Annotated in this window: 21 protein-coding genes; 12 read left to right on the top strand and 9 right to left on the bottom strand. The window is 69.2% G+C overall.

Annotation, left to right across the window (positions count from 1 at the left end; genetic code table 11):
* Positions 1-39 precede the first annotated feature (39 nt).
* Positions 40-2184 (top strand): glycogen debranching protein GlgX, encoded by a 2145-nt coding sequence (gene glgX / locus NM203_RS21000; protein ID WP_255062336.1) that lies wholly within the window; start codon positions 40-42, stop codon positions 2182-2184.
* Positions 2185-2191: 7 nt separating this feature from the next.
* Here glgX and NM203_RS21005 read toward each other — a convergent pair whose 3' ends face one another.
* Positions 2192-2533 carry a hypothetical protein gene (locus NM203_RS21005; protein ID WP_255062337.1) on the bottom strand — a complete coding sequence of 114 codons (342 nt, stop codon included), beginning with the start codon at positions 2531-2533 and terminating at the stop codon, positions 2192-2194.
* Positions 2534-2629: 96 nt separating this feature from the next.
* On the opposite strand from NM203_RS21005, the gene NM203_RS21010 reads away from it, so the two are divergent.
* From NM203_RS21010 to NM203_RS21020, 3 genes are all read left to right on the top strand, one after another.
* The gene (locus NM203_RS21010) at positions 2630-3079 is read left to right on the top strand and encodes a MarR family winged helix-turn-helix transcriptional regulator (protein WP_255062338.1); all 450 of its coding nucleotides are present in this window, start codon (positions 2630-2632) and stop codon (positions 3077-3079) included.
* Positions 3076-3894: an ATP-binding cassette domain-containing protein gene (locus tag NM203_RS21015; protein WP_255062340.1), complete on the top strand. Its 819-nt coding sequence runs from the start codon at positions 3076-3078 to the stop codon at positions 3892-3894. Before NM203_RS21010 ends, NM203_RS21015 begins: the two co-directional genes overlap by 4 nt.
* A 67-nt stretch (positions 3895-3961) precedes the next feature.
* The gene (locus NM203_RS21020; RefSeq protein WP_255062683.1) at positions 3962-4702 is read left to right on the top strand and encodes an ABC transporter permease; all 741 of its coding nucleotides are present in this window, start codon (positions 3962-3964) and stop codon (positions 4700-4702) included.
* On the opposite strand, the gene NM203_RS21025 is transcribed toward NM203_RS21020, so the two are convergent.
* Complete coding sequence (locus NM203_RS21025; RefSeq protein ID WP_255062341.1) at positions 4695-6587, bottom strand: ArnT family glycosyltransferase; 1893 nt, start codon at positions 6585-6587, stop codon at positions 4695-4697. The two genes, NM203_RS21020 and NM203_RS21025, sit on opposite strands and share 8 nt — an antisense overlap.
* Before the next feature lie 208 nt (positions 6588-6795).
* Here NM203_RS21025 and NM203_RS21030 point away from each other — a divergent pair, with 208 nt between their 5' ends.
* On the top strand, positions 6796-7896 hold the full coding sequence (locus tag NM203_RS21030) for a cellulase family glycosylhydrolase (RefSeq protein ID WP_255062342.1): 1101 nt from the start codon (positions 6796-6798) through the stop codon (positions 7894-7896).
* A gap of 7 nt (positions 7897-7903) precedes the next feature.
* Here NM203_RS21030 and NM203_RS21035 read toward each other — a convergent pair whose 3' ends face one another.
* The 3 genes from NM203_RS21035 to NM203_RS21045 all read right to left on the bottom strand — a co-directional run bounded on the left by NM203_RS21035 (position 7904) and on the right by NM203_RS21045 (position 10760).
* Positions 7904-9145: a maltokinase N-terminal cap-like domain-containing protein gene (locus NM203_RS21035; RefSeq protein ID WP_255062343.1), complete on the bottom strand. Its 1242-nt coding sequence runs from the start codon at positions 9143-9145 to the stop codon at positions 7904-7906.
* A 66-nt stretch (positions 9146-9211) separates the two neighbouring features.
* A complete protein-coding gene (locus NM203_RS21040; protein ID WP_255062344.1) occupies positions 9212-9511 on the bottom strand; it encodes a hypothetical protein in 300 nt (99 codons plus the stop codon).
* A 94-nt stretch (positions 9512-9605) separates the two neighbouring features.
* On the bottom strand, positions 9606-10760 hold the full coding sequence (locus tag NM203_RS21045) for a hypothetical protein (RefSeq protein WP_255062345.1): 1155 nt from the start codon (positions 10758-10760) through the stop codon (positions 9606-9608).
* Between the two features lie 120 nt (positions 10761-10880).
* On the opposite strand from NM203_RS21045, the gene NM203_RS21050 reads away from it, so the two are divergent.
* Together NM203_RS21050 and NM203_RS21055 are read left to right on the top strand one after the other, a co-directional pair.
* On the top strand, positions 10881-11681 hold the full coding sequence (locus NM203_RS21050; RefSeq protein ID WP_255062347.1) for a HugZ family pyridoxamine 5'-phosphate oxidase: 801 nt from the start codon (positions 10881-10883) through the stop codon (positions 11679-11681).
* Between the two features lie 33 nt (positions 11682-11714).
* Entirely contained in the window at positions 11715-12293 is a 579-nt protein-coding gene (locus NM203_RS21055; RefSeq protein ID WP_255062348.1) for an orotate phosphoribosyltransferase, read from the top strand.
* Here the strand turns inward: NM203_RS21055 and NM203_RS21060 are convergent.
* The 4 genes from NM203_RS21060 to NM203_RS21075 are packed head-to-tail and all read right to left on the bottom strand — an operon-like array spanning position 12290 to position 16081.
* Positions 12290-13339 carry an ABC transporter ATP-binding protein gene (locus NM203_RS21060; RefSeq protein ID WP_255062349.1) on the bottom strand — a complete coding sequence of 350 codons (1050 nt, stop codon included), beginning with the start codon at positions 13337-13339 and terminating at the stop codon, positions 12290-12292. The genes NM203_RS21055 and NM203_RS21060 overlap by 4 nt on opposite strands.
* A complete protein-coding gene (locus tag NM203_RS21065) occupies positions 13336-14097 on the bottom strand; it encodes an ABC transporter permease (protein WP_255062351.1) in 762 nt (253 codons plus the stop codon). The genes NM203_RS21060 and NM203_RS21065 overlap by 4 nt, the downstream gene beginning before the upstream one ends.
* Complete coding sequence (locus NM203_RS21070) at positions 14094-14954, bottom strand: ABC transporter permease (RefSeq protein ID WP_255062684.1); 861 nt, start codon at positions 14952-14954, stop codon at positions 14094-14096. Before NM203_RS21070 ends, NM203_RS21065 begins: the two co-directional genes overlap by 4 nt.
* Complete coding sequence (locus NM203_RS21075) at positions 14951-16081, bottom strand: ABC transporter substrate-binding protein (protein WP_255062352.1); 1131 nt, start codon at positions 16079-16081, stop codon at positions 14951-14953. Before NM203_RS21075 ends, NM203_RS21070 begins: the two co-directional genes overlap by 4 nt.
* A 204-nt stretch (positions 16082-16285) precedes the next feature.
* Here NM203_RS21075 and NM203_RS21080 point away from each other — a divergent pair, with 204 nt between their 5' ends.
* The 5 genes from NM203_RS21080 to NM203_RS21100 all read left to right on the top strand — a co-directional run.
* Positions 16286-16885 (top strand): hypothetical protein, encoded by a 600-nt coding sequence (locus tag NM203_RS21080; protein ID WP_255062354.1) that lies wholly within the window; start codon positions 16286-16288, stop codon positions 16883-16885.
* Positions 16882-17310, top strand: a complete 429-nt coding sequence (locus NM203_RS21085; RefSeq protein WP_255062355.1) for a TIGR03668 family PPOX class F420-dependent oxidoreductase — start codon at positions 16882-16884, stop codon at positions 17308-17310. The genes NM203_RS21080 and NM203_RS21085 overlap by 4 nt, the downstream gene beginning before the upstream one ends.
* A gap of 187 nt (positions 17311-17497) precedes the next feature.
* Positions 17498-17797 (top strand): hypothetical protein, encoded by a 300-nt coding sequence (locus NM203_RS21090; protein WP_255062356.1) that lies wholly within the window; start codon positions 17498-17500, stop codon positions 17795-17797.
* A 96-nt stretch (positions 17798-17893) separates the two neighbouring features.
* Positions 17894-18961 (top strand): dihydrodipicolinate reductase, encoded by a 1068-nt coding sequence (locus tag NM203_RS21095; RefSeq protein ID WP_255062358.1) that lies wholly within the window; start codon positions 17894-17896, stop codon positions 18959-18961.
* 160 nt (positions 18962-19121) lie between these two features.
* On the top strand, positions 19122-20924 hold a 1803-nt coding region (locus tag NM203_RS21100; protein ID WP_255062359.1), incomplete at its 3' end, for a cadherin-like domain-containing protein.

A 20924-nucleotide genomic window follows, 5' to 3' on the forward strand; every position in this document is an offset into this window, starting at 1 on the left:
TCGCCTTGATCGCTTTCCGCCGAATTAGAAGGTTGCCCCTTGACGCAAGTCGCCTCGAGTCCGAACGCCGTCCCCCAGGAGATCTGGCGGGGCAAGGCCTACCCGCTCGGAGCCTCCTACGACGGCTCCGGCACCAACTTCGCGCTGTTCAGCGAGGTCGCCGAACGTGTGGAGCTCTGCCTGTTCGACGTGGACGGCACCGAGACCCGGATGACGCTGCCCGAAGTCGACGGCTTCGTCTGGCACGGCTTCCTGCCCAACATCGAGCCGGGGCAGCGCTACGGATACCGGGTCCACGGCCCCAACGATCCCGCCGCGGGCCACCGCTGCAATCCGAACAAGCTCCTGCTCGACCCCTACTCGAAGGCCATCGACGGCGTCTTCGACTGGAATCAGTCGCTGTTCGGCTACACCTTCGGCGACGAGGACAGCCGCAACGACGACGATTCCGCGGCGAGCATGCCCAAGTCGGTCGTCATCAACCCGTTCTTCGACTGGGGCACCGATCGCCCGCCGAACCACGAGTACGCCGACTCGGTGATCTACGAGGCCCACATCAAGGGCCTCACCGAGACGCACCCGGACATTCCCGACGGCATGCGCGGCACGTACGCCGCGGTCGCCCACCCGGCGATCATCGAGCACCTCAAGTCGCTGGGCATCACGGCGATCGAGTTGATGCCGGTGCACCACTTCGCCAACGACTCCACCCTGATCGACAAGGGACTGTCGAACTACTGGGGCTACAACACGATCGGCTTCTTCGCCCCGGATCCGAAGTACAGCAGCAGCGGCACGCCCGGCGGTCAGGTGCAGGAGTTCAAGGCGATGGTCCGCAGCCTGCACGAGGCGGGCATCGAGGTGATCCTCGACGTGGTCTACAACCACACCGCGGAGGGCAACCACATGGGCCCGACGGTCTCCATGCGCGGTATCGACAACGCCGCCTACTACCGCCTGGTGGATGACGACAAGCGCTATTACATGGACTACACGGGCACCGGCAACAGCCTCAACGTCGGCCACCCGCACTCGCTGCAGCTCATCATGGACTCGCTGCGCTACTGGGTCACCGAGATGCACGTCGACGGCTTCCGCTTCGACTTGGCGTCGACGCTGGCCCGCGAGTTCTACGACGTCGACAAGCTGTCGACGTTCTTCGAACTGGTGCAACAGGATCCGACGGTCAGCCAGGTGAAGCTGATCGCCGAACCGTGGGACGTCGGCCCCGGCGGGTACCAGGTCGGGAACTTCCCTCCGCAGTGGACGGAGTGGAACGGGAAATACCGCGACACCGTCCGCGACTTCTGGCGCAGCGAGCCGGCCACCCTCGACGAGTTCGCCTATCGGCTGACGGGTTCGGCCGATCTCTACGAGAACACCGCACGGCGGCCGGTGGCGTCGATCAACTTCGTCATCGCCCACGACGGCTTCACGCTGCGGGACCTGGTGTCCTACAACGAGAAGCACAACGACGCCAACGGCGAGGACAACAACGACGGCGAGAGCCATAACCGGTCGTGGAACTGCGGCGTCGAAGGCCCCACCGACGATCCCGAGATCCTGAAGCTGCGCAGCCGTCAGGAACGGAACTTCCTGACCACTCTGCTTCTCTCCCAGGGTGTTCCGATGATCTGTCACGGCGACGAACTCGGCCGCACCCAGGGCGGTAACAACAACGGCTACTGCCAGGACAACGAGATCACCTGGATCGACTGGGCCGCCGCCGACACCGAACTGCTCGACTTCACCAGGGAGGTGTCAGCGCTGCGCGCTGCGCACCCGGTGTTCCGCAGGCGCCGGTTCTTCAGCGGCAAGCCGGTCGGCAGGCGCGGCGAGGCGGGCCTGCCCGATATCGCCTGGTTCACTCCGGAGGGTACGGAGATGACCGGCGAGGACTGGGGTTCCGGCTTCGCGAGGTCGGTCACCGTGTACCTGAACGGGCACGGTATCCCCGACCGCGACACCCGCGGCCAGCCCGTCATCGACGACTCGTTCGTGCTGTTCTTCAACGCGCACTACGAGCCGCTCGAATTCACCCTTCCCCCAGCCGAGTTCGGGAAGGCGTGGACCGTGGTGCTCAGCACCGACGGCGTCGAGAAGGGCACCGAGGCCGCCGCGGGAGGGTCCGTCACGGTCGACGCGCGGGCCACGGTGGTGTGGCAGGCGGTCGACCCCGACTGACCGCTGGTTACTCGACGACGTTGAAGAACGAGTCGCCGTCCTCGGGCGTGCCGTCGATCTGGCCTCGGGTGCGACCGTGTTGCTCGGGATCGACGTCGTCGAGTTCGGCGTTGCTCTCCAGCGTCAGCCCACCGCCCTGGTCGGAGTCGTGGGCCTCGGTCGGGGTGTCGACGCCGTCGTCCGCGACGTCGGGCTCCTCCTCCGCCAGCCTCTCGTCGAGCGTCTCGTCGTCCTTCGCCTCGATCCAGCGCTCCGGCGGATCGGCGACGTCGTCGCCGTCATCGTTGCGGATCTCGTCGGAATCGAGTTCCTCGGACTGGCTCAGCGGGAAGTCGTCTTGATCGCTCATGTGCGCCATGGTGCCCGACGCGACCTACCGGTAAACGACGGGCTCGACAAATCGTCCGCTGGTAATTACCTCTGTAGCAGAGGTAATGTCAGACGAGTGGACACCCGCACTCAGCTCGCGGCCGAGCTGTTCGGCACCGTGGGCCGGTTCCGCCGCCAGGTCAAGCGCACTGCTGGTCCGGCCATTGACACCGGCCTGCCGGAGTCGCACGCCGAACTGTTGCGCCTGATCGGCCGTCAACCGGGCATCTCGGTGCGTCAGGCCGCCGACGAACTCGGCCTGGCCGCCAACACCGCGTCCACCCTGGTCTCCCGACTGTCGGCCGACGGACTGCTGATGCGCACCGTCGACCCCGACGACCGCCGCGTCGGCAGGCTGCAACTGACGGAGTCGGCGCAGCGCCTCGCCGACGAGTCCAGGGCCGCGCGGCGCGCCGCGCTCAACGCGGCGCTCGACCGGCTCGACGCGGACCAACTGGATCGCCTCGCCGGCGGGCTCGAGGTGTTGACCGAAGTGACTCGGCTGTTACGAGAGGAGAATTCGTGATCGACGCCATCGAGTGCCGCAACCTGTCGCACCGCTACGGCGATTTCACCGCCGTCGACGACCTGACGCTCACCGTCGCGGCGGGCGAAACCGTCGGCCTCCTCGGGCCCAACGGCGCCGGAAAGACGACGGTGGTGAAGGTCCTGACGACGCTCACGCCGCCGCAGAGCGGCGACGTCCGGATCTTCGGCATGGACAGCCGTCGCGAGACGATGGACATCCGCCACAACATCGGCTATGTGCCGCAACAGCTTTCCATCGAGGCGGCGCTGACCGGCAGGCAGAACGTAGACCTGTTCGCGCGTCTGTACGACGTGCCGCGGCGGCGGCGCCGGGCCAGGGTCGACGAGGCGCTGGAGGCCATGCAGTTGCTCGACGTCGCCGACGCGCTCGCGGGGACGTACTCCGGCGGGATGGTGCGCCGACTGGAACTGGCCCAGGCGCTGGTGAACCGGCCGTCGCTGCTGATCCTCGACGAGCCCACCGTCGGTCTCGATCCGATCGCACGCGACAGCGTGTGGACCAGGGTCGCCGACATGCAGGCCGAGTACGGCATGACCGTACTGCTCACCACGCACTACATGGAGGAGGCCGACGCGCTGTGTGACCGCGTCGCGCTCATGCACCACGGGGTGCTCCAAACGGTGGGCAGCCCAACCGATCTCAAGGCGGAGCTGGCCACGGAGCAGGCTCCGGAACCGACGCTGGAGGACGTGTTCCGACACCACGCCGGGTCCGACCTCGCCGAGGACAGCACGCGCCGCGGGCTGAAGGAGATCCGATCCAGTCGAAGGGTGGCACGCCGTGCCGGTTGACGTGATCACCCCGACCCTGGTCCGGGCTCCGCGCGGGGTCCGTCGAGTCGGTGGACTGCTGCGCCGCATGGGCGCGTTCGGCCTCGTCGAACTTCAGAAGCTCGCCCACGATCGCAGTGAGCTGCTCACCCGCATGGTGCAACCGGCGCTGTGGCTGCTGATCTTCGGCACGACGTTCTCCCGGCTGGGCGTCATCGACACCGGCGGGGTGCCCTATCTCGCGTTCCTCGCGCCGGGGATCATCGCGCAGTCCGCGCTGTTCATCTCGATCTTCTACGGCATCCAGATCGTGTGGGATCGCGACGCGGGCATCCTGGCCAAGCTGATGGTCACCCCCGCGCCCGCGGCGGCGCTGATCACCGGCAAGTCGTTCGCTGCGGGTGTGCGGTCGGTCGCCCAGGTGGTCGGCGTGCTCGCGATCGCGTACCTGATGGGCATCGGCCTGACCGTCAACCCGCTGCGGATCCTGGCCGCGATGGTCATCGTCGTCCTCGGAGCCGCGTTCTTCGCCTGTCTGTCAATGACTCTGGCCGGGCTGGTGCGCAACCGCGACAGGCTGATGGGCATCGGGCAGGCCATCACCATGCCCCTGTTCTTCGCCTCCAACGCGCTGTACCCGGTCGACGTCATGCCGGAGTGGCTGCGCTGGCTGTCCGCGGTCAACCCGCTGTCCTATGAGGTGAACGCGCTGCGGGCACTGCTGCTGGGTACGCCGGGCAACACCCTGCTCGACGTCGGCGTACTCCTGGTCGCCGCCGTCCTCGGAGTCTTCACCGCGTCGTCGCTGCTGCGCCGCCTCGTCAGGTAGCGCTCAGCGGCGTCGACAGGTCGTACACGGTGGCCTTGCCGACGTGTCGCGCCGGGAAGGTCGCCGCCACCCACCGCGCGATGTCGGCGTGGGTGCGGCCGTTCCATCCCGGCTCGTGCCCGGACTGGACGCTGCTCACGTAATAGCCGACCCGGTGCGCGGCGACATCGGACTGGAACTGCTGGAGCGTCGGTGTCGGGTCGGTCCCGGTGAAGCCGCCGATCGCCATCACCGATGTGCCGGTGGCCAATTCGAGGCTCGCCGCATTCGCCGACCGATCGATCGCGGCCGACCACTCGGTGGTGGTGCCCTCGAGCACGGCGTCGAGTTCGGGGCTCTCGACGCTGAGGTTCCACAGCCCGTGGGTCTCGTGCCCGGCCAGCACCGGCCCCACCGAGGGCCCGCCGCCGCGGTGCGCGACGTCGACGGTGGCCAGGGAGTACGCCGCGGGGCCGGCCAGCACGCCGGCCACCGCCAGTCCGAGCACCGCCCCGGCGGTCCTGCCCCGCAGCGCCCGGCCGCTGAGCACCAGCAGGGCCGCGGCGACGACCGTCACCGCCGGAATCGCCCAGCGCAGTTCGGGCAGCCAGTGCGCGTTGCGGCTGAGAATCCACCAGCCGAACACGCCGGTCGACGCGACCACTGCTGCGAATGCGGCTCGGTACCAAACGGATTCGCGATGCGCCCACAGCTCGTGCCCGCCGAGCGCGACGAGCGCCGCGATCGGCGGGGCGATCGACAGGCTGTAGTACGGGTGCACCATGCCGTGCATCAGCGTCAGCACGAGTGCGTCGACCACCAGCCACCCACCGAAGAGCACGGCGCCCGCCCTGGCCGGGTCGGTCCGCGGCGCCCGGCCCCGCGCCAGCACCACCAGCACCGCGGCGACCAGCGCCGTCGGCAGCAGCCAGCCGATCTCGTAGCCGAACTCCCCGGACACCAGGCGCAGGAACGTCGGCGTCGGCGACCCGAGCATCTTCGACGGGAAGGGGTTCGCCTGCACATCGAGCGCACCGGGATGGTTGTGCCCGAGCACGCGCGCGAACCCGTTGTAGCCCAGCACCAGGTTCATGAAGTTGTCGTCCGTCGACCCGGCGAGATAGGGCCGCGCCGAGGCCGGCCACAGCAGTGTCAGCACCACGAACCAGCCCGCGGACGCGACGAACGCGGCCGCGCTACCCGCCAGGTGAAGCCACCGGCGCCGCATCGACACGGGTGCGGCCAGTAGGTACGCGGCCGCGAGTGCGGGGGCAACCATGACGCCCTCGAGCATCTTGGCCAGGAACGCCAGTCCGACCGCTCCGCCTGCCAGCGCCATCCACCGCCCGCCGTGGGACTGCAGCGCCCGGACCGTGCAGTACGCGGCGGCGGTCATCAGCAGCACCATCGCGGCGTCGGGGTTGTTGAAGCGGAACATCAGCACCGCGACCGGTGTGAGGGCCAGTGCCGCGCCTGCGAGCAGGCCGGCCCAGCGCCCACCGAGGCGGGCCACCGCCGCGTACAGCAGCGCCACCGCGCCGACCGCCATCACCGCCTCCGGCACCAGCATGCTCGCGCTGCTGAAGCCGAAGAGCCTGCCGGACAGCCCCATCACCCACTGCGAGAGCGGCGGCTTGTCCACCGTGATGAAGTTCTGTGCGTCGAGCGACCCGAACAGCAACGCCTTCCAGCTCCGCGAACCGGCCTGGGCGGCCGCGGCGTAGAACTGGTTGCCCATGCCGTTGATCGTGATGTTCCAGAGGTAGAGCACCGCCGTCGCGAACAGCAGAACCACCAGGTAGGCGGGACGCCACCGACTTCCGGCGCCCGCGTCCGGCGGCACGGCGAGCGGCGCCGTCGGCGGCGGCTGATCCTCGATGTCCCGCGTTCCCAGAGGCGTCGTCACACCGACAAGTGAGGCATCGCGACATTGTGGCAACCTGTGAACCGGCCGCGAGGCTGCTTCGAGTCCGGCTCCGCACCCATCGCCCGGTAACGCCGGGGCGGGTCCACGACGACATGCAGGTGACTCGCGATTCGGCCTTCTTGCAGCGACTTTGCTAGTTTCAAGACTGTCGAAGCCCGCGAACTGGACTCCGAAGATCGGGGAAGTAGTGCCGAATATCGTCAAGATCAGCAAGGTTGCGGCCGTCATCGCCGCCGTCGCCGTCGTCTCGGCCACGGCCGTGCACGTGCTCACTCCGACGTCGTCGACGCCGCCGACGCGCTCGATCCCGGTGCAGGAGGCCGCCGCGATCAACACGTCGTCCGCCACGATCGGCTTCGCCGACTCCGACCTCTGGGGGATGTCGCCGGCTGATGTGAACCGCACCCTCGACCTGATGACCGCCACCGGTGTGCGGACGGTGCGCGTGATGATGCCGTGGGCGGGCATGGAGCCCAACCCCGGTCAGTACGACTGGGGCAAGGTCGACTTGATCGTGGACGCCGCGAACGCCCGCGGCATGTCGGTGCTCGGCACGCTGGTGTCGTCACCGGGCTGGGCGGTCGAGCCCGGTCTCCTGCCCGTGTCGAGCCCACCCGCCTCCGCCGCCACGTACGGCGACTTCGCCGGTGCCGCCGCCGCGCACTACCGCGGCCGGGTTGCGGCGTACGAGATCTGGAACGAGCCCAACGCCGTCATGTCCTGGTCCTCGGGGCCGCAGGGACCCGAGCCCGCGCGCTACGCCGAGATGCTCAAGGCCGCGTATCCGAAGATCAAGGGCGCTGATCCGTCGGCCCTCGTCATCGGCGGGGTCGTCGGCGCCGTCGTGCAGTTCTTCGCGCTGACGATGGACCCGGTGACGTTCGTCGAGCAGATGTACGCGGCGGGGGCCAAGGGCTCGCTGGACGCGGTCTCGTTCCACCCGTACCTCTACAACAACGAGTTCTCCCAGGGCCGCGGCACCCCGAACACGCCCTTCAGCCAGGCTGAGGCGATCCACGGGGTGATGGCGAACTACGGCGACGGCGGCAAGAAGGTGTGGGCCACCGAGTACGGTCAGCCCACCTCCGCATCCGACGAGGCCACCCAGGCCGCCTACCTCACCGACTTCCTGACCACCTGGCGCACGCTGCCCTTCGCGGGACCGGCGTACATCTACACCACCCGCGACCGCAACACCGGAAGCGGTGCGGACGTCGACACCCTCGGCGTGTACCGCTCGGACTGGACCCCGAAGCCCGCGCAGGCGGCGGTCGCAGCGCTCACGTAAGGCGGGCCTACCGCACCAGCCGTTCGATCGAGGCGAGCGGGATCGGCAGCCACGACGGTCGATAGCGGGCTTCGTACCCGGCCTCGTAGACGGCCTTGTCCAGCTCGTAGGCGGCGAGCACGTCGGCCTCGTCGCGTGGATCGGCTCCTGCCACCGCCGCGTAGCCCGCGCAGAACGCCGAGGTGTTGGCCTCGACCCACTCGCGACCGCCTCCGCCGCCGGACAGCTGCCGCTGATGTGCCGCGTAGTCGAAGGACCGGAGCATTCCCGCGACGTCGCGCAGCGGTGAATCGGGAGCGCGACGTTCGCTCAGCGGTTGGCCGGGCTCGCCTTCGAAGTCGATCACCAGCCACGTCTCGGGCGTGCGCAACACCTGACCGAGGTGCAGGTCGCCGTGCACCCGCTGCACCACGACGCGGTCCTCGGCGAGCTTGCGGTAACGCTCCTCGATCGGCGCCGCGTACGGCTCGAGGGCGGGCACGGCGGCCGCGACCGATCGCAGCCGGGCGGTGAGCACGTCGGCGGGGAACGGTTCGGGGGCCTGCCCCAGCGCCTCGGCGAGCGTCGCGTGCACTGACGCGACGGCCTCACCGAGCGCCCGCGCCTCGGCCGCGAAGTCGGTGCCCGCGTCGGTCGTCGCCATCTCCCACCCCTCGGTGGAACCGCCCGCGAATTCGGTGACCATGCCCAGCGCGTAGGGCTCGCCGTCGATCTCGGTGCCGTACGAGCCGAGCAGCTTGGCGACGTGCGGGTTGTTCGCACGTGCCAGCTCACGGTTCAGTTCGATGTCCGGGTTGATCCCCGGCGTCGCTCGGCGGAATACCTTGAAGATGGCCCGATCGTCGAAGACGACGCTGGTGTTGCTCTGCTCGGCGCCGATCACCCGCGGGGCGGCCGTCACGGGCAGGGAGGCGCCCGGCTCGCGTTCGAAGCGCAGCTGGTCGACCACCGCCGAGCGGTCGACGAGCGCGAGGAGGTGCTGCGTCGCGGTCGGGTCGAACAGCGCGTCATGCGCGACGTGTGCACCGTCCACGCCGATGACGTGCGCGTCGGTGCCGGTCGACGCCCAGCCGATCAGCACCTGGTACCGATCGGTGGTGGCGTCGGCGTAGTTGGCGTCGAGCAGCACCAGGTCCACGTCGCCGGTCAGCGGTACCGACAGGGTGGTGTGCACGCCGGTCAGCACGCGGCCGCGGCCCGCGTACCACCGCTGTCGCGTCAACCATTCGGAGTAGTCGAGGGAAGCCATCAGTTCTGGAACCTACCCAGCGCCACCCGGTTCGAATCACGCCGCCGACGGGTGCGGCGCCTCGGGTCAGCCGTCGATGCGCGCGTCGACGTCGGCGGTGATCCGCTCGGCGGGGATGCCCGCACACGTGCTGGCGGCCAGCACGTCATCCGCGGACTCGGCGGCGTACAGGCAGTAGAAGACCTCGTCGCTCGGCACCGACAGCGCCATCACCAGCCGCACGGCGGCCACCTCGGCAGCGCCCCGCCTCAGCCTGCCGACGACGTCGTCCACCGTTGCGCCGGTGACCTCGGGTCGGTACCACTCCGCAAGGAAGCGACGCTCCCGACCCAGCTCCCCTCGGGCTGGGTCGGCAGCGATGAACATGCGATCGATTCTGGTCGAGATCGGCCGACGGTGAATCGGGGGTTTCCCTGTATTTCCGGACGACACCCACAACGGAGCTGTGGAAGTCGCGAGATCAGCGCACGAAGCGCACGGCCTCCTGGCGCAGGTACCTGCCCGAGTTCGCCTGGCGATAGCCGATGACGCCACCGCTGAAGGTGAGCGCCAGCAGGCCGGCGGCGCCCGGCACGGCGACCACGGCGATCTCGCCCATCCGCGCGATGCGCAGACTCTGCGCGTAGCCCTGGCGTACGGCGGGGGTGCCCATGGGCGACGTGCCCGCCGGCGCCGCGGGCACGGGTTCGACGGCCACCGTTCCGGTGGACGCGACCGACCCGCGGAGGCCCGGCGTATGCGCGCCCGCGGACCCGCCCGCGAGCACCTCGGGTACAGGTGACACGCCGCGCACGGGTCGGTTCGACACGCTCGGCGGCACGGCCCGCGGCACCACCACCGGCGGTGCCGCCACAATCGGAAGGTCACCGCCGGGTCCCGCCGACACCGGAGTGACGCCGCCACCGCCGCCCGGTGATCCGTCGACCTCCAGCACGGGACCTTCCTGGAAGGTGCGCAACGCCGGTGCGGGCGCCGGCTTCGGCCACGGGTCGTACGGCGCGTACGCGTCGGCGATGAGCGAGTTGAACGTCGCGAACGTCTGCTCGATAGTGGCGTAGGTGGACACGGGATCGGTCAGGTTGATCGACCACTGCATGTCGCGGGTACCGGGTACCGAGGGCACCGGCACGCTGAACGGCGCGACGAACGGAAGTCGCACCTCGGCCGTCGACCCCACCGGCTTCTTGATCACGACCGGCGCTGGAACCTCGGGTTTGGGAGGCGCCGGGGCTTCGGGCTTCTCGTCCTTGCGCGGGAGCACGCCCTCGATGGTGTCGGTCTGATCTTCAGCGTTCTTCGCTCCGGCTGCGCTATCCGGTGTCGTCGAGGTGGTGGGCACCTCGCCGGGCACGCGTCCGTTCCCGAAGACGCTCAGCGGCTTATGCAGGAAGTCACGCAGTTGCTCGGGCAGACTCCGCACCGTCGTCGGGACGGTCGGAGTCGGCGTCGTCGGGGGCTCCACGACGTTGCTAGGTTCGGTGCTTCCCGTCGGTTCGGTGGTGTTGCTCTGTTCGTCCGGGTCCGCCAGTGCGACACCAGCACCCACGCCGCCGAATGCCAGCACCGTCATGACGGCGGCGACAGCAAGGGCACAGCGTGTTACGGGGGTCGGCACAACCCTCTCGCTTCAGCTTGTTCGGACGCAGAGTAAAGCCAAGTGTTAGCTGATTGTCGCATATCAATCACCACGTCAGTCAAAATTCGAATAGCCAGCCAGCGGGGTAGGGTTCCCTTCGTGGCGACCCGCGATCACGGCGACCCCGGCGATGCCCCGTCGGCCCCGCCTCCCCTCACTCCGGTAGTCGACGACACCCGGCCGTCGGCGGCTGAGGAAGCGCGGACCATCGCGGCGTCCACCAACACCGGGACGCTCGCCTCGCTGACCGCGACGGGCGATCCCTGGGCGTCGTTCATCACCTACGGCCTGCTCGGTGGTGCGCCCGTGCTGTGCGTCTCCAACCTCGCCGAGCACGGTCGCAACCTGGCGGGCGACCCGCGCGCGAGCATCGCGATCGTCGCCCCCGCTACCGAGAGCGACCCGCTGGCCAACAGCCGCATCACCCTCGCCGGCGAGGTGGAACAGCCCTCCGGCGACGAGTTGGCCGCCGCGCGCCAGGCTCACCTCGACGCCGTGCCCGCCGCCAAGTACTACGTCGACTACAGCGACTTCACCCTGTGGGTGCTTCGCGTGCAGCGTGTGCGCTGGGTGGGCGGCTACGGCCGGATGGACTCCGCGACCGCGCAGGACTACGCCGCCGCGGAGCCGGATCCGGTCAAACCCTCATCGGCGGGCGCGGTCGAGCACCTGAACGCCGACCACGCCGACGCGCTGGCCGCCATGGCACGCACGCTCGGCGGCTACCCCGACACCGTCTCGGCGCTGTGCACCGGAGCCGATCGCTACGGACTGGACCTCAAGGTGACCGCCGAACGCGGAATCGCCTATACCCGAGTGGGGTACGCCGCACCCATCGACTCATTGGGTGAATTACGCAAGGCCGCAGTCGAATTGACGCATCGCGCCCGCCAGGGCTGATACCACGACGAGACGCCCGATACGATTGCGCGCATGGCTGCTGAGACCGCACGACCCGACAGCTGGCAGGCCGCGTTCGACCTGGTCCGGACCCGTGGTTACGAGCGACGCGAGGAGCCGTTCACCCTGGCCAGCGGTCAGCTCAGCCACGACTACATCGACGGCAAGTACGCGATCGACAACGGCGAACGCCTGACGATCGTCAGCCGCGCGGTCGCTGATCTCGCCGCCATCCACGGTATCGAATTCGACGCCGTCGGCGGCCTCACCATGGGCGCGGACCCACTCGCCCACGGCGTCGCGATGGTCACCGGCTGCGCCTGGTTCTCGGTGCGCAAGGAACAGAAGAAGCGCGGCCGCGAGCAGTGGGTCGAGGGCACCAGGCTCGAACCCGGCATGCGGGTGCTGCTTGTCGACGACGTCATCAGCACCGGCGGTTCGACCGAACTGGCGCTGGAGCGCATCGCGCCGCTGGGCGTCACGGTCACCGGCGTCATCCCGATGGTGGATCGCGGCGACGTCGCCGCCGGCCGCTTCGCGAAACGCAAGGTGCCGTTCGCCGCCCTGGTCACCTACCGCGACCTCGGCATCGAACCGGTCAAGGACGTCTAACCCGGCACCACCAGCACCCTGGTCTGCTCGACCCCGACGGACACCGGTGCCCCCGGCGCGAAGTGCTGCGCCTGCGCGGTCGACATCTGGGCGTGGATCACCGCTCCGTCCGCCAGTTCGACGTACACCCGCGAGATCGCACCGAGGAAGGCGATCGACTTGACCGTCGCCTCACCCGACGCCGTCACACTGACGGACTCGGGACGCAACAGCGCAGTGCCGGAACCGCTTTCGATCGATCCCGGCAGCGTGGGCACCCGACTCCCGAGGAGTTCCGCGGTGCCGTCCACCACCCGTGCGGGCACCCGGTTGTTCAGCCCGACGAACTCGGCGACGAACGGAGTCGCGGGGTTCTCGTACACGTCCGCGGGCGGAGCGAGCTGCTCGAGGCGGCCCTGGCTCATCACGCCGACCCGGTCCGCGACGGCCAGCGCCTCCTCCTGGTCGTGCGTGACGAACAGTGTCGTGGTGCCCACTTCGAGCTGCACCCGACGGATCTCGTCGCGCAACTGCGTGCGCACCTTGGCGTCCAGCGCGGACAGCGGTTCGTCGAGCAGCAGCACGCGCGGCTGGATGGCCAGCGCCCGCGCGAGCGCCACCCGCTGCTGCTGGCCGCCGGACAGTTCGGAGGCGTACTTGGCCTTGTGCGCCGACAGGCCGACGAGGTCGAGCATGTCGCCGGCACGGGAACTGCGCTCCCCCTTGCCCTTTCCCCGCACCTTCAGCCCGAACTCGACGTTCTCGAGCGCGGTCAGGTGCGGGAACAGGCTGTAGGCCTGGAAGACCATTCCCATGTCGCGCTTGTTGGCGGGTACCGACGTGACGTCGCGGCCGTCGACGGTGACCGACCCGGAGGTGGCTTCGTCCAGGCCGGCGAGGATGCGCATCGCGGTCGTCTTGCCGCAGCCCGACGGCCCCAGCAGGGCGACGAACTCCCCGGGTTCGATGCGCAGCGTCAGCCCGTCGAGGGCCTTGACCGACCCGTAGACCCTGGTCAGGTCCGTCAGCTCGACGCGGACGCCGGTGGTGTCGACAGTGGCGCTCACGCGCGTCGCCTCCTTCGGGTGGCCAGAGAGAGTGCCAGCAGCAGAACGAAACCGAACAGGAGCGTCGCCAGCGACGCGGCCACCGAGGTGGGTCCGTCGCTCTTGCCGATCGCCACGATCTGCACCGGCAGCGTCTGGAAGCCGGACAGCGACGCGATGGTGTACTCGCCGAGCACGACCGCCACGGAGATGAACGCCGCCGACAGGATGCCGGAGCCGATGTTGGGCACGACGACGCGGGTGATCGTCGTCGCCCAGCCGGCCCCGAGCGAGCGCGCGGCTTCGGTCAGCGTGCGCAGGTCGATCGCCGACAGGGCCGCGTCGATCGACCGGTAGGCGAACGGCAGCACCACGACGACATAGACGAACGTCAGCGTCAGCGCCGATTCACCGAGCAGGTACGTCACCCACAGGTAGACGTTCTTCAACCCCACCACCACGACGAGCGCGGGAATGGTCAAGGGCAGCAGGCAGAGAAACTCGATGGCACCCTTGGCCCACGGTGTACGCAGTCGCACCCAGATCATCGTCGGAACCAGGATCGCGAGCATCGCGACCACCGTCAGCACGGCGAGCAACAGCGAGGTGATGATCGACTGGTAGAGCGCCTCGTCAGTGACGAGGTTCGCCCACGCCCCCATGGTTCGGCCACCCGCCACGAACAGGTTCCGGGTGGAGAAGTCCGCCATCGCGTAGAGCGGGAACAGGAAGAAGAGGCCGAACAGCACCCACAGCGCGACGCGTATCGAGCGGGTCATCGCAGCCACCGCGCAGTGCGTTTGACCATCGCGGCGTAGGCCACCATGACGACCGCCACGACGACGATCATCTCCAGCGCCAGCGCGTAGGCGAACCCGGCCTGCCCGAGCACCACCTCGCTGGTGAGCGCGGACCGGATGAGCAGCGGCACGATCGGGCTGCCCTGACTGACGAGGGCCGCCGCGGTGGCGTAGGCCGCGAATGCGTTGGCGAACAACAGCAGTGCGGCCCCGAGGAAGGCCGGCGTGAGCAGTGGGATGGCGACCTGACGCCAGTACTGCCACGTCGACGCGCCGAGGTTCAGCGCCGCCTCGCGCCACTGGTCGCGCAGGCCCTCGAGAGCGGGCAGGAACACGATGACCATGAGCGGGATCTGGAAGTACGTGTACACCACGACGAGACCCGGCAGCCCGTACAGCCACCCCGACCCCGCGAGGTTCCAGCCTAGGTACTCCTGCGCCCACAGGGTCAGCACGCCGTTCAATCCGATGGTCGCGAGGAACGCGAAAGCCAGTGCCACACCGCCGAACTGGGCCAGCACGCTGCACAGCGCCAGCACCGCGCGGCGGATCATCGACGACGGGGGACGCGACACGATCAGCCACGCCAGCAGCGCCCCGAACACCGCACCGAGCAGTGCGGTGCTGGCGGACAGCAGCACGCTGCGCCCGAGCGCGGACAGCGCCGTCTCGCTGAACAGCGCGCTGATGCGCGCGGTCGAGAACCCGCTCTCGTCGACGAACGCACTCACCACCACCGTGACGGTCGGAACGATCAGGAAGATCGTGACGATCGCGAAGAACGGCAGCAGGGGCAGCGTGTCCCTACCGCGACGGACGAGGCCTGCCGTACTCAGCTGATCGCCTTCGCCCAGTTGGCTTCCAGGTACTTCTTGGCGGCGTCGTTCTGCGCCTCCGAAACGAACTGCGACGATCCGTCTACCGGCGGCAGCACGCGGTAGGCCTCCATGTCGATCGTGCCCGCGGTCACCATCGAGTTGGCGCGCACCGGGCGGGCGCCACCCCGCAGGTAGAGGTTCTGGCCCTCGTCGCTGAACAGGAACTCCTGCCACAGTCGTGCGGCGGCGGGGTGCGGCGCGTCGGCGTTGATGGCCTGGAAGTAGTACCCGGCGAGCACCGCGTTGTTCGGTATGTACACCTTCCACGACGGCAGCTTCTTCGTCTCGACGACGTTGAGGTAATCCCAGTCGATCACCACCGGCGTCTGACCCGATTCGATGGTCGCGGGCGTCGGGTCGACGGGCAGGAAGTTGCCCGCCTCGTTGAGCTTTCGGAAGAACTCGACACCGGGCGCGATGTCGTCGGGTGAACCGCCCTGACTCAGCGCGGCCATCATCACGCCGGAGAACGCGGCGCCGGCCTGGGTCGGGTCGCCGTTGAGCGCGACCCTGCCCCGGAACTCCGGCTTCATCAGATCGTCGACCGAGGTGATGTCGGGCACTTGGGAGGAGTCGTAGCCGATCGACATGAAGCCGCCGTAGTCGTTGACCCACTTGCCATCCGGGTCCTTGAACGAATCTGAGATCTCGTCGAACTTCTCCACCCGATACGGCGCGAACATCGCGGTGTTGGCCAGTGCCACCGACTGTCCGAGGTCGAACACGTCGGGCGCGGTGCTCTTGCCCTTCTGCTGGTTCGCCGCGTTGATCTCGTCCTGACTGGCGGCGTCGGGCTGAGCCGAATTGACCATGATGCCGTACTTCTCGGAGAACGCCTTGATGATGGCGCCGTAGTTCGCCCAGTCCGGCGGCAGCGCGATGACGTTCAGTGCGCCCTCCTCCTTGGCGGCTGCGACGAGCCCGTCCATCCCACCGAAGTCCGCGGCCGACGTGGCCTCTCCGGCCTTCACACCCGACGACGTGACCGCACCGTCGGCCTCCTTCTCCGGCGGTGCGCACCCGGCCACGCCGGCGGCGACGAGGATCAGGGCGCTTGCGGCGGCGGCGAGCCGAGAACTATTCATGGCCGAACCTTCGTACGGGCGGGATGCGTGACGGTGACGCAGACCCGACGTCGGAGTGACTGGTGCGGGACGCACCAGTGAACGTGTGAACATCGCCAGGGACATTACCCGGGGGCACACCTCGACGCCCGTGGTTCACGACGCGGCCGGCCCGATTCGCTCCCGAACGCACGATCGTGGCCCGATCCACCTAGCATCTACCCCGTGCCCGAAAGCGAGGGCTCGGGAGAGTCGGTGCTGGACGACCCGGTCGATACCGACCAGTTGAGTGTCCAGGAGCCGCCCACCCCGGAGCCCGACGACGAGTTCGACTACCTGCTCGGTACGCCCGAGCGGGAGCCCGAACCCGAGTCAGACACGGCGAGCCCGCAGCCGCCGGTTCCCGAGGACCCGAGCTTCACGCCCTTCGACGCGTTCAATGCGAGCACGTGGCGGTTCAAACCGGCGCCGGTGCCCTGGTATCGGACGCGACCCGCGGTCGTCGGGATCACGGCGGTGGCGATCGCCCTCGTCGCTCTCGTCGTCGCGGTCGTGCTGCTGGCCTTCCGTCAGCCGGCGGACGACGACGTGCCCGCCCCCCGCACGTCGACGACGCCCGCCACCGCGACTCCGACGACCGTCACCGCGACCAGCAGCGCGCTGCCACCACCACCTCCGCCGCCCCCGCCGCCGCCGGTATCGGCACCCGCAGGGGGTGGCGGTGGCGGTGGTGGTCCCGTCGGCACCCGGCCCACGAAGAAGCCGGAGATCAACGTCACCCGCAAGCCGATCAGCGTGCGCCCGCAACCGCGCGGCCAGGGATGACCGTGCCCGGCGCCTTCGATGCGGTGGACGCGTTCGCCGCGGCACCGGTCGCGGTGCTCGCCACCGTCGGCGCCGACGGCGCCCCGCACACCGTGCCGGTCGTGTTCGCGGTGCGCGTTCACCCCGACGGCGTCACGGTGTACACCGCGGTGGACGCCAAGCGCAAGAGCACGCACAAGCTGCGCAGGCTCGCGAACATCGCGGCGAACCCGCGCGTGAGCATGCTCGCCGACCACTACGACGTCGACTGGGAGCAGCTGTGGTGGGTTCGCGCCGACGGCGCGGCCGCTGTCCACGAGCACGGCGACGCCATGGCGACCGGTTACGCGCTGTTGCGCCGCAAGTACCCGCAGTACGAGCGGATCGCCCTCAACGGGCCCGTCGTCACGGTCGAGATCGACCACTGGGCGTCCTGGCACGCGTGAGCCGCTGCGCCCCCTTCGGTCGGCACACCCGAAATCCTTGCGGCGCAACGCCGCAGCACAATTTCTGCCAACCGTCGATCAATTCCTGCCAACGGAATTAAACCTCGTCAGCGGCCGGTTCCCTCCAGTGGATCGCCACGCATCGGGGCTTGTGGCGATCCGACGACGCAGAAGAGGAAGCACCACCATGAAGAAACTCGGACTCACCACCATTGCCGCCAGCGGTCTCGCCGCCGCCGTTCTCGGATTCGCCGCACCCGCCGTTGCCGCGCCGAGCGGTCCCGGCGGAGCCCAGGCCACCATCAGCAAGCTCGAATCGCAGGGCTACGAGGTCATCGTCAACCACGTCGGCAACACGCCGCTGGATCAGGCCACCGTGGTCGCCGTGCGGCCCGGCCAGACCTACACCCGTACCGATTCGGGCAACCCCGGCGACGACCTGCTCACCCAGGTGACCGGCAAGACGGTGTACGTGGACGTCAAGTAACACGACGCAACTCGGCAGGGGCGCTCCGGCACGGGGCGCCCCTGCCGTCGTCTGATGCCCCTTGTGTCGAGCCACGCCGCAGTGAATGGTGGACCGATGGCGCTGCGCATCATCGGATGGGGTACCGGAGCGGTCGGACGAGAGGCGCTGCGCGCGGTCCTCGACTCCCGTAGCGGTCTCGAATTAGTCGGCGTACGTGTGTATTCCGATGCCAAGGACGGCGTCGACGCAGGCGCGCTGCTCGATCGGGAGGCCATGGGGGTGGCCGCCTCCGCGGACATCGACACCGTGCTCGCCCTCGATGCGGACTGCGTGGTGTACACACCGCGTCTGACGTCGATCGACGAGGTCTGCGCGATCCTCGAGTCGGGTAAGAACGTGGTGACGACGGCGTTCCTGTTCCACCCCCAGCGCATCGCACCGGTCGACCGCGACCGGGTCCTCGCGGCGGCGCTCGCCGGCGGAGCGAGCGTGCACGGCTGCGGACTGAATCCCGGCAACCTGTCGGGTGCGTTGCCGCTGGCGCTGTCCGGCATGAGCCGCACCATCGAGAAGCTCACCCTGCAGGAGCGCGCGGACTGGTCGGTGTACGACAGCACGGCGATCACGTTCGACAACATGCGCTTCGGTGCTCCCGTCGAGGAGATCAGCGTCACCGCCAACGATTTCCTGGCGTTCAACAGTGCGATCTTCACCGAGCAGGTGTGGCTGCTGGCGGACGCACTGCGCGCCGGCATCGACGAGGTCACCGCCGACGTCGAAGCCGTTGCCGCGCAACATGATCACGAGATCTTCGACCACGTGCTGCGCGCCGGCACCACGGCTGGCCAGCGGTGGAACTGGGTCGGACGTCGGGAGGGCGAACCGCTGGTCGAGATCGAGACACTGTGGACGGTGGGCAACGAGTATCCGCGGCACTGGCCCAAGCCCCGGCACGGGTGGACGCTGACCATCGAGGGAGACCCGTCGATGCAGGCCCACTTCATGTCGCTGGCCAGTTTCGAGCGCGAGGCGTCGATGCTCGAGCACGTGAATTCGGCCAACGTGGCCACGGCCATGCAGGTCGTCAACGCGGTACCGGCCGTCTGCGCGGCGGCACCGGGTTTCGCGACGATCGCCGACCTACCCGCGGTTCGCAGCCTCATCGGCTTCGGCAACACGTGAGCCGACGGCGTGCCCGTTCGGCCGATCCCGTTGACATGCGAAATCGCGGGACCGGTCGCGGCGCAACGGTTCGGGCAGCGAATCCCCTGGCCATTGCCTCGGGCGTTCCGGGGGGCTAGCCTTCCCCCAGGCGTCATTGCTGACGCCTGGGGGGACATCGATGGGGTACGCGAAACACGTAGGCCGAGTCGGCGCGCTGGCTGTGGCACTGGGGGTGGGCACGGCGATCGCCGGCTCGGCTGGTACTGCCTGGGCGGAGCCGGCCGAGAAGGCCGCGACGTCGGCGGCCACCGACTCGGACCCGGCGCAGACCGCGGACAACCCGGTGGCGGATGCGGTGACGGCTGAGCCGACACCGCAGCCCGAGACAGCCGGGCCAACGGCCGACCTCACAGCGCCGCCCACCTCAGTGCCCGCGGAGGAGACCACGCAGTCTCGCGTCGAGGTGGTGCCCGGTGTAGTCGTCGCCCACTCGGGCGGCGCGCAGGACTCGACGTACGGATCGGCGTCGAACAACGATGCACCGCCTAAGAATTCGAACAAGCCGAACACCGTGAAGGCAGCGCCGGCATCCACCACGGCGTCGCCGCCGGCCCCCGCGGAGTCGAGCACCGAACGCGCGGTCGCGCCGAAGGTCGCCGAGGTTTCCGCGCCCGCCGTGGTGTCGACGGCGGTGGCGGAGGTGGTCACCTCGCCGCCAGGGCTCGCCGCCGAACCACGCACCGCGGTGGTGTCGACGGCGGTGCACCCCGTCTGGAACGCGCTGGCCGCCATCTTCGGCAGCGGCCCCGGTCCGAAGACACCGAGTCAGACGCCACTGTCCTGGGTTCTGGCCGCCGCGGCACGCCGCGAGGTCGGAGACGTCGCGTTCGCCCGCACGACGGCGCTGGCCGGAGCCGCGAACCAACCGCCGACGACTCCGGTTGTGACGGTGAACAACCCGAACGCGTCGACCGGCGTCGTCACCGGCACCGCCGTCAGCACCGACCCGGACGGCGACACCGTCACCTACCGCGTGCCCGCGACCACGACCAAGGGAGCGGTGACGATCACCGCCGCAGGCGCGTTCACCTACACCCCCACCGCAGCCGCCCGACACGCCGCCGCCGCGATCACCGCCCCCGCCTCAGACAAACAGGACACCTTCACCGTCACCGTCAGCGACGGCTACGGCGGCACCACCACCGCCCCGGTCACCGTGAACATCCTGGGCCGCAACACCGCCCCCGGCGGCTGGGCCAACGTCGGCTGGCCCAACACCACCACCGGCGTCACCACCGGCACCATCTCCGCCAGCGACGCCGACTACGACGCCCTGCGCTACAGCGCCGCCAACACCACCAAGGGCACCGTCACCGTCACCACCACCGGCGCCTGGACCTACACCCCCACCACCGCCGCCCGACACGCCGCCGCCGCAATCGGCGCGCCCGCCTCAGCCAAACAGGACACCATCACCCTCACCGTCAGCGACGGCTACGGCGGCACCACCAACATCCCCGTCACCCTCACCATCATCCCCAAGAACACCGCACCGACCAATCCGATTGCCACCGTTGGCAATCCGAACCCGGCGACGGGCGTGGTCACCGGCACGGTACGTGCCACCGATGCCGACGGCGACACGCTGTCCTATACCACCCCGGCGGCCACCTCGAAGGGCGCGGTGACCATCACCGGCACTGGCGACTTCACCTACACCCCCACCGCCGCCGCCCGCCGGGCCGCCGCGGCAGTCAACGCCCCGGCGTCAGCGAAGACCGACACGTTCACCGTCACCATCACCGACGGCCACGGCGGCAGCACCACCAAGGCCGTCACCGTCACCGTCGCACCGCGAGCGAACCAACCGCCGACGACTCCGGTTGTGACGGTGAACAACCCGAACGCGTCGACCGGCGTCGTCACCGGCACCGCCGTCAGCACCGACCCGGACGGCGACACCGTCACCTACCGCGTGCCC

The sequence above is a fragment of the Mycolicibacterium arenosum genome (genome assembly GCF_024320865.1).
Classification (GTDB): domain Bacteria; phylum Actinomycetota; class Actinomycetes; order Mycobacteriales; family Mycobacteriaceae; genus Mycobacterium; species Mycobacterium arenosum.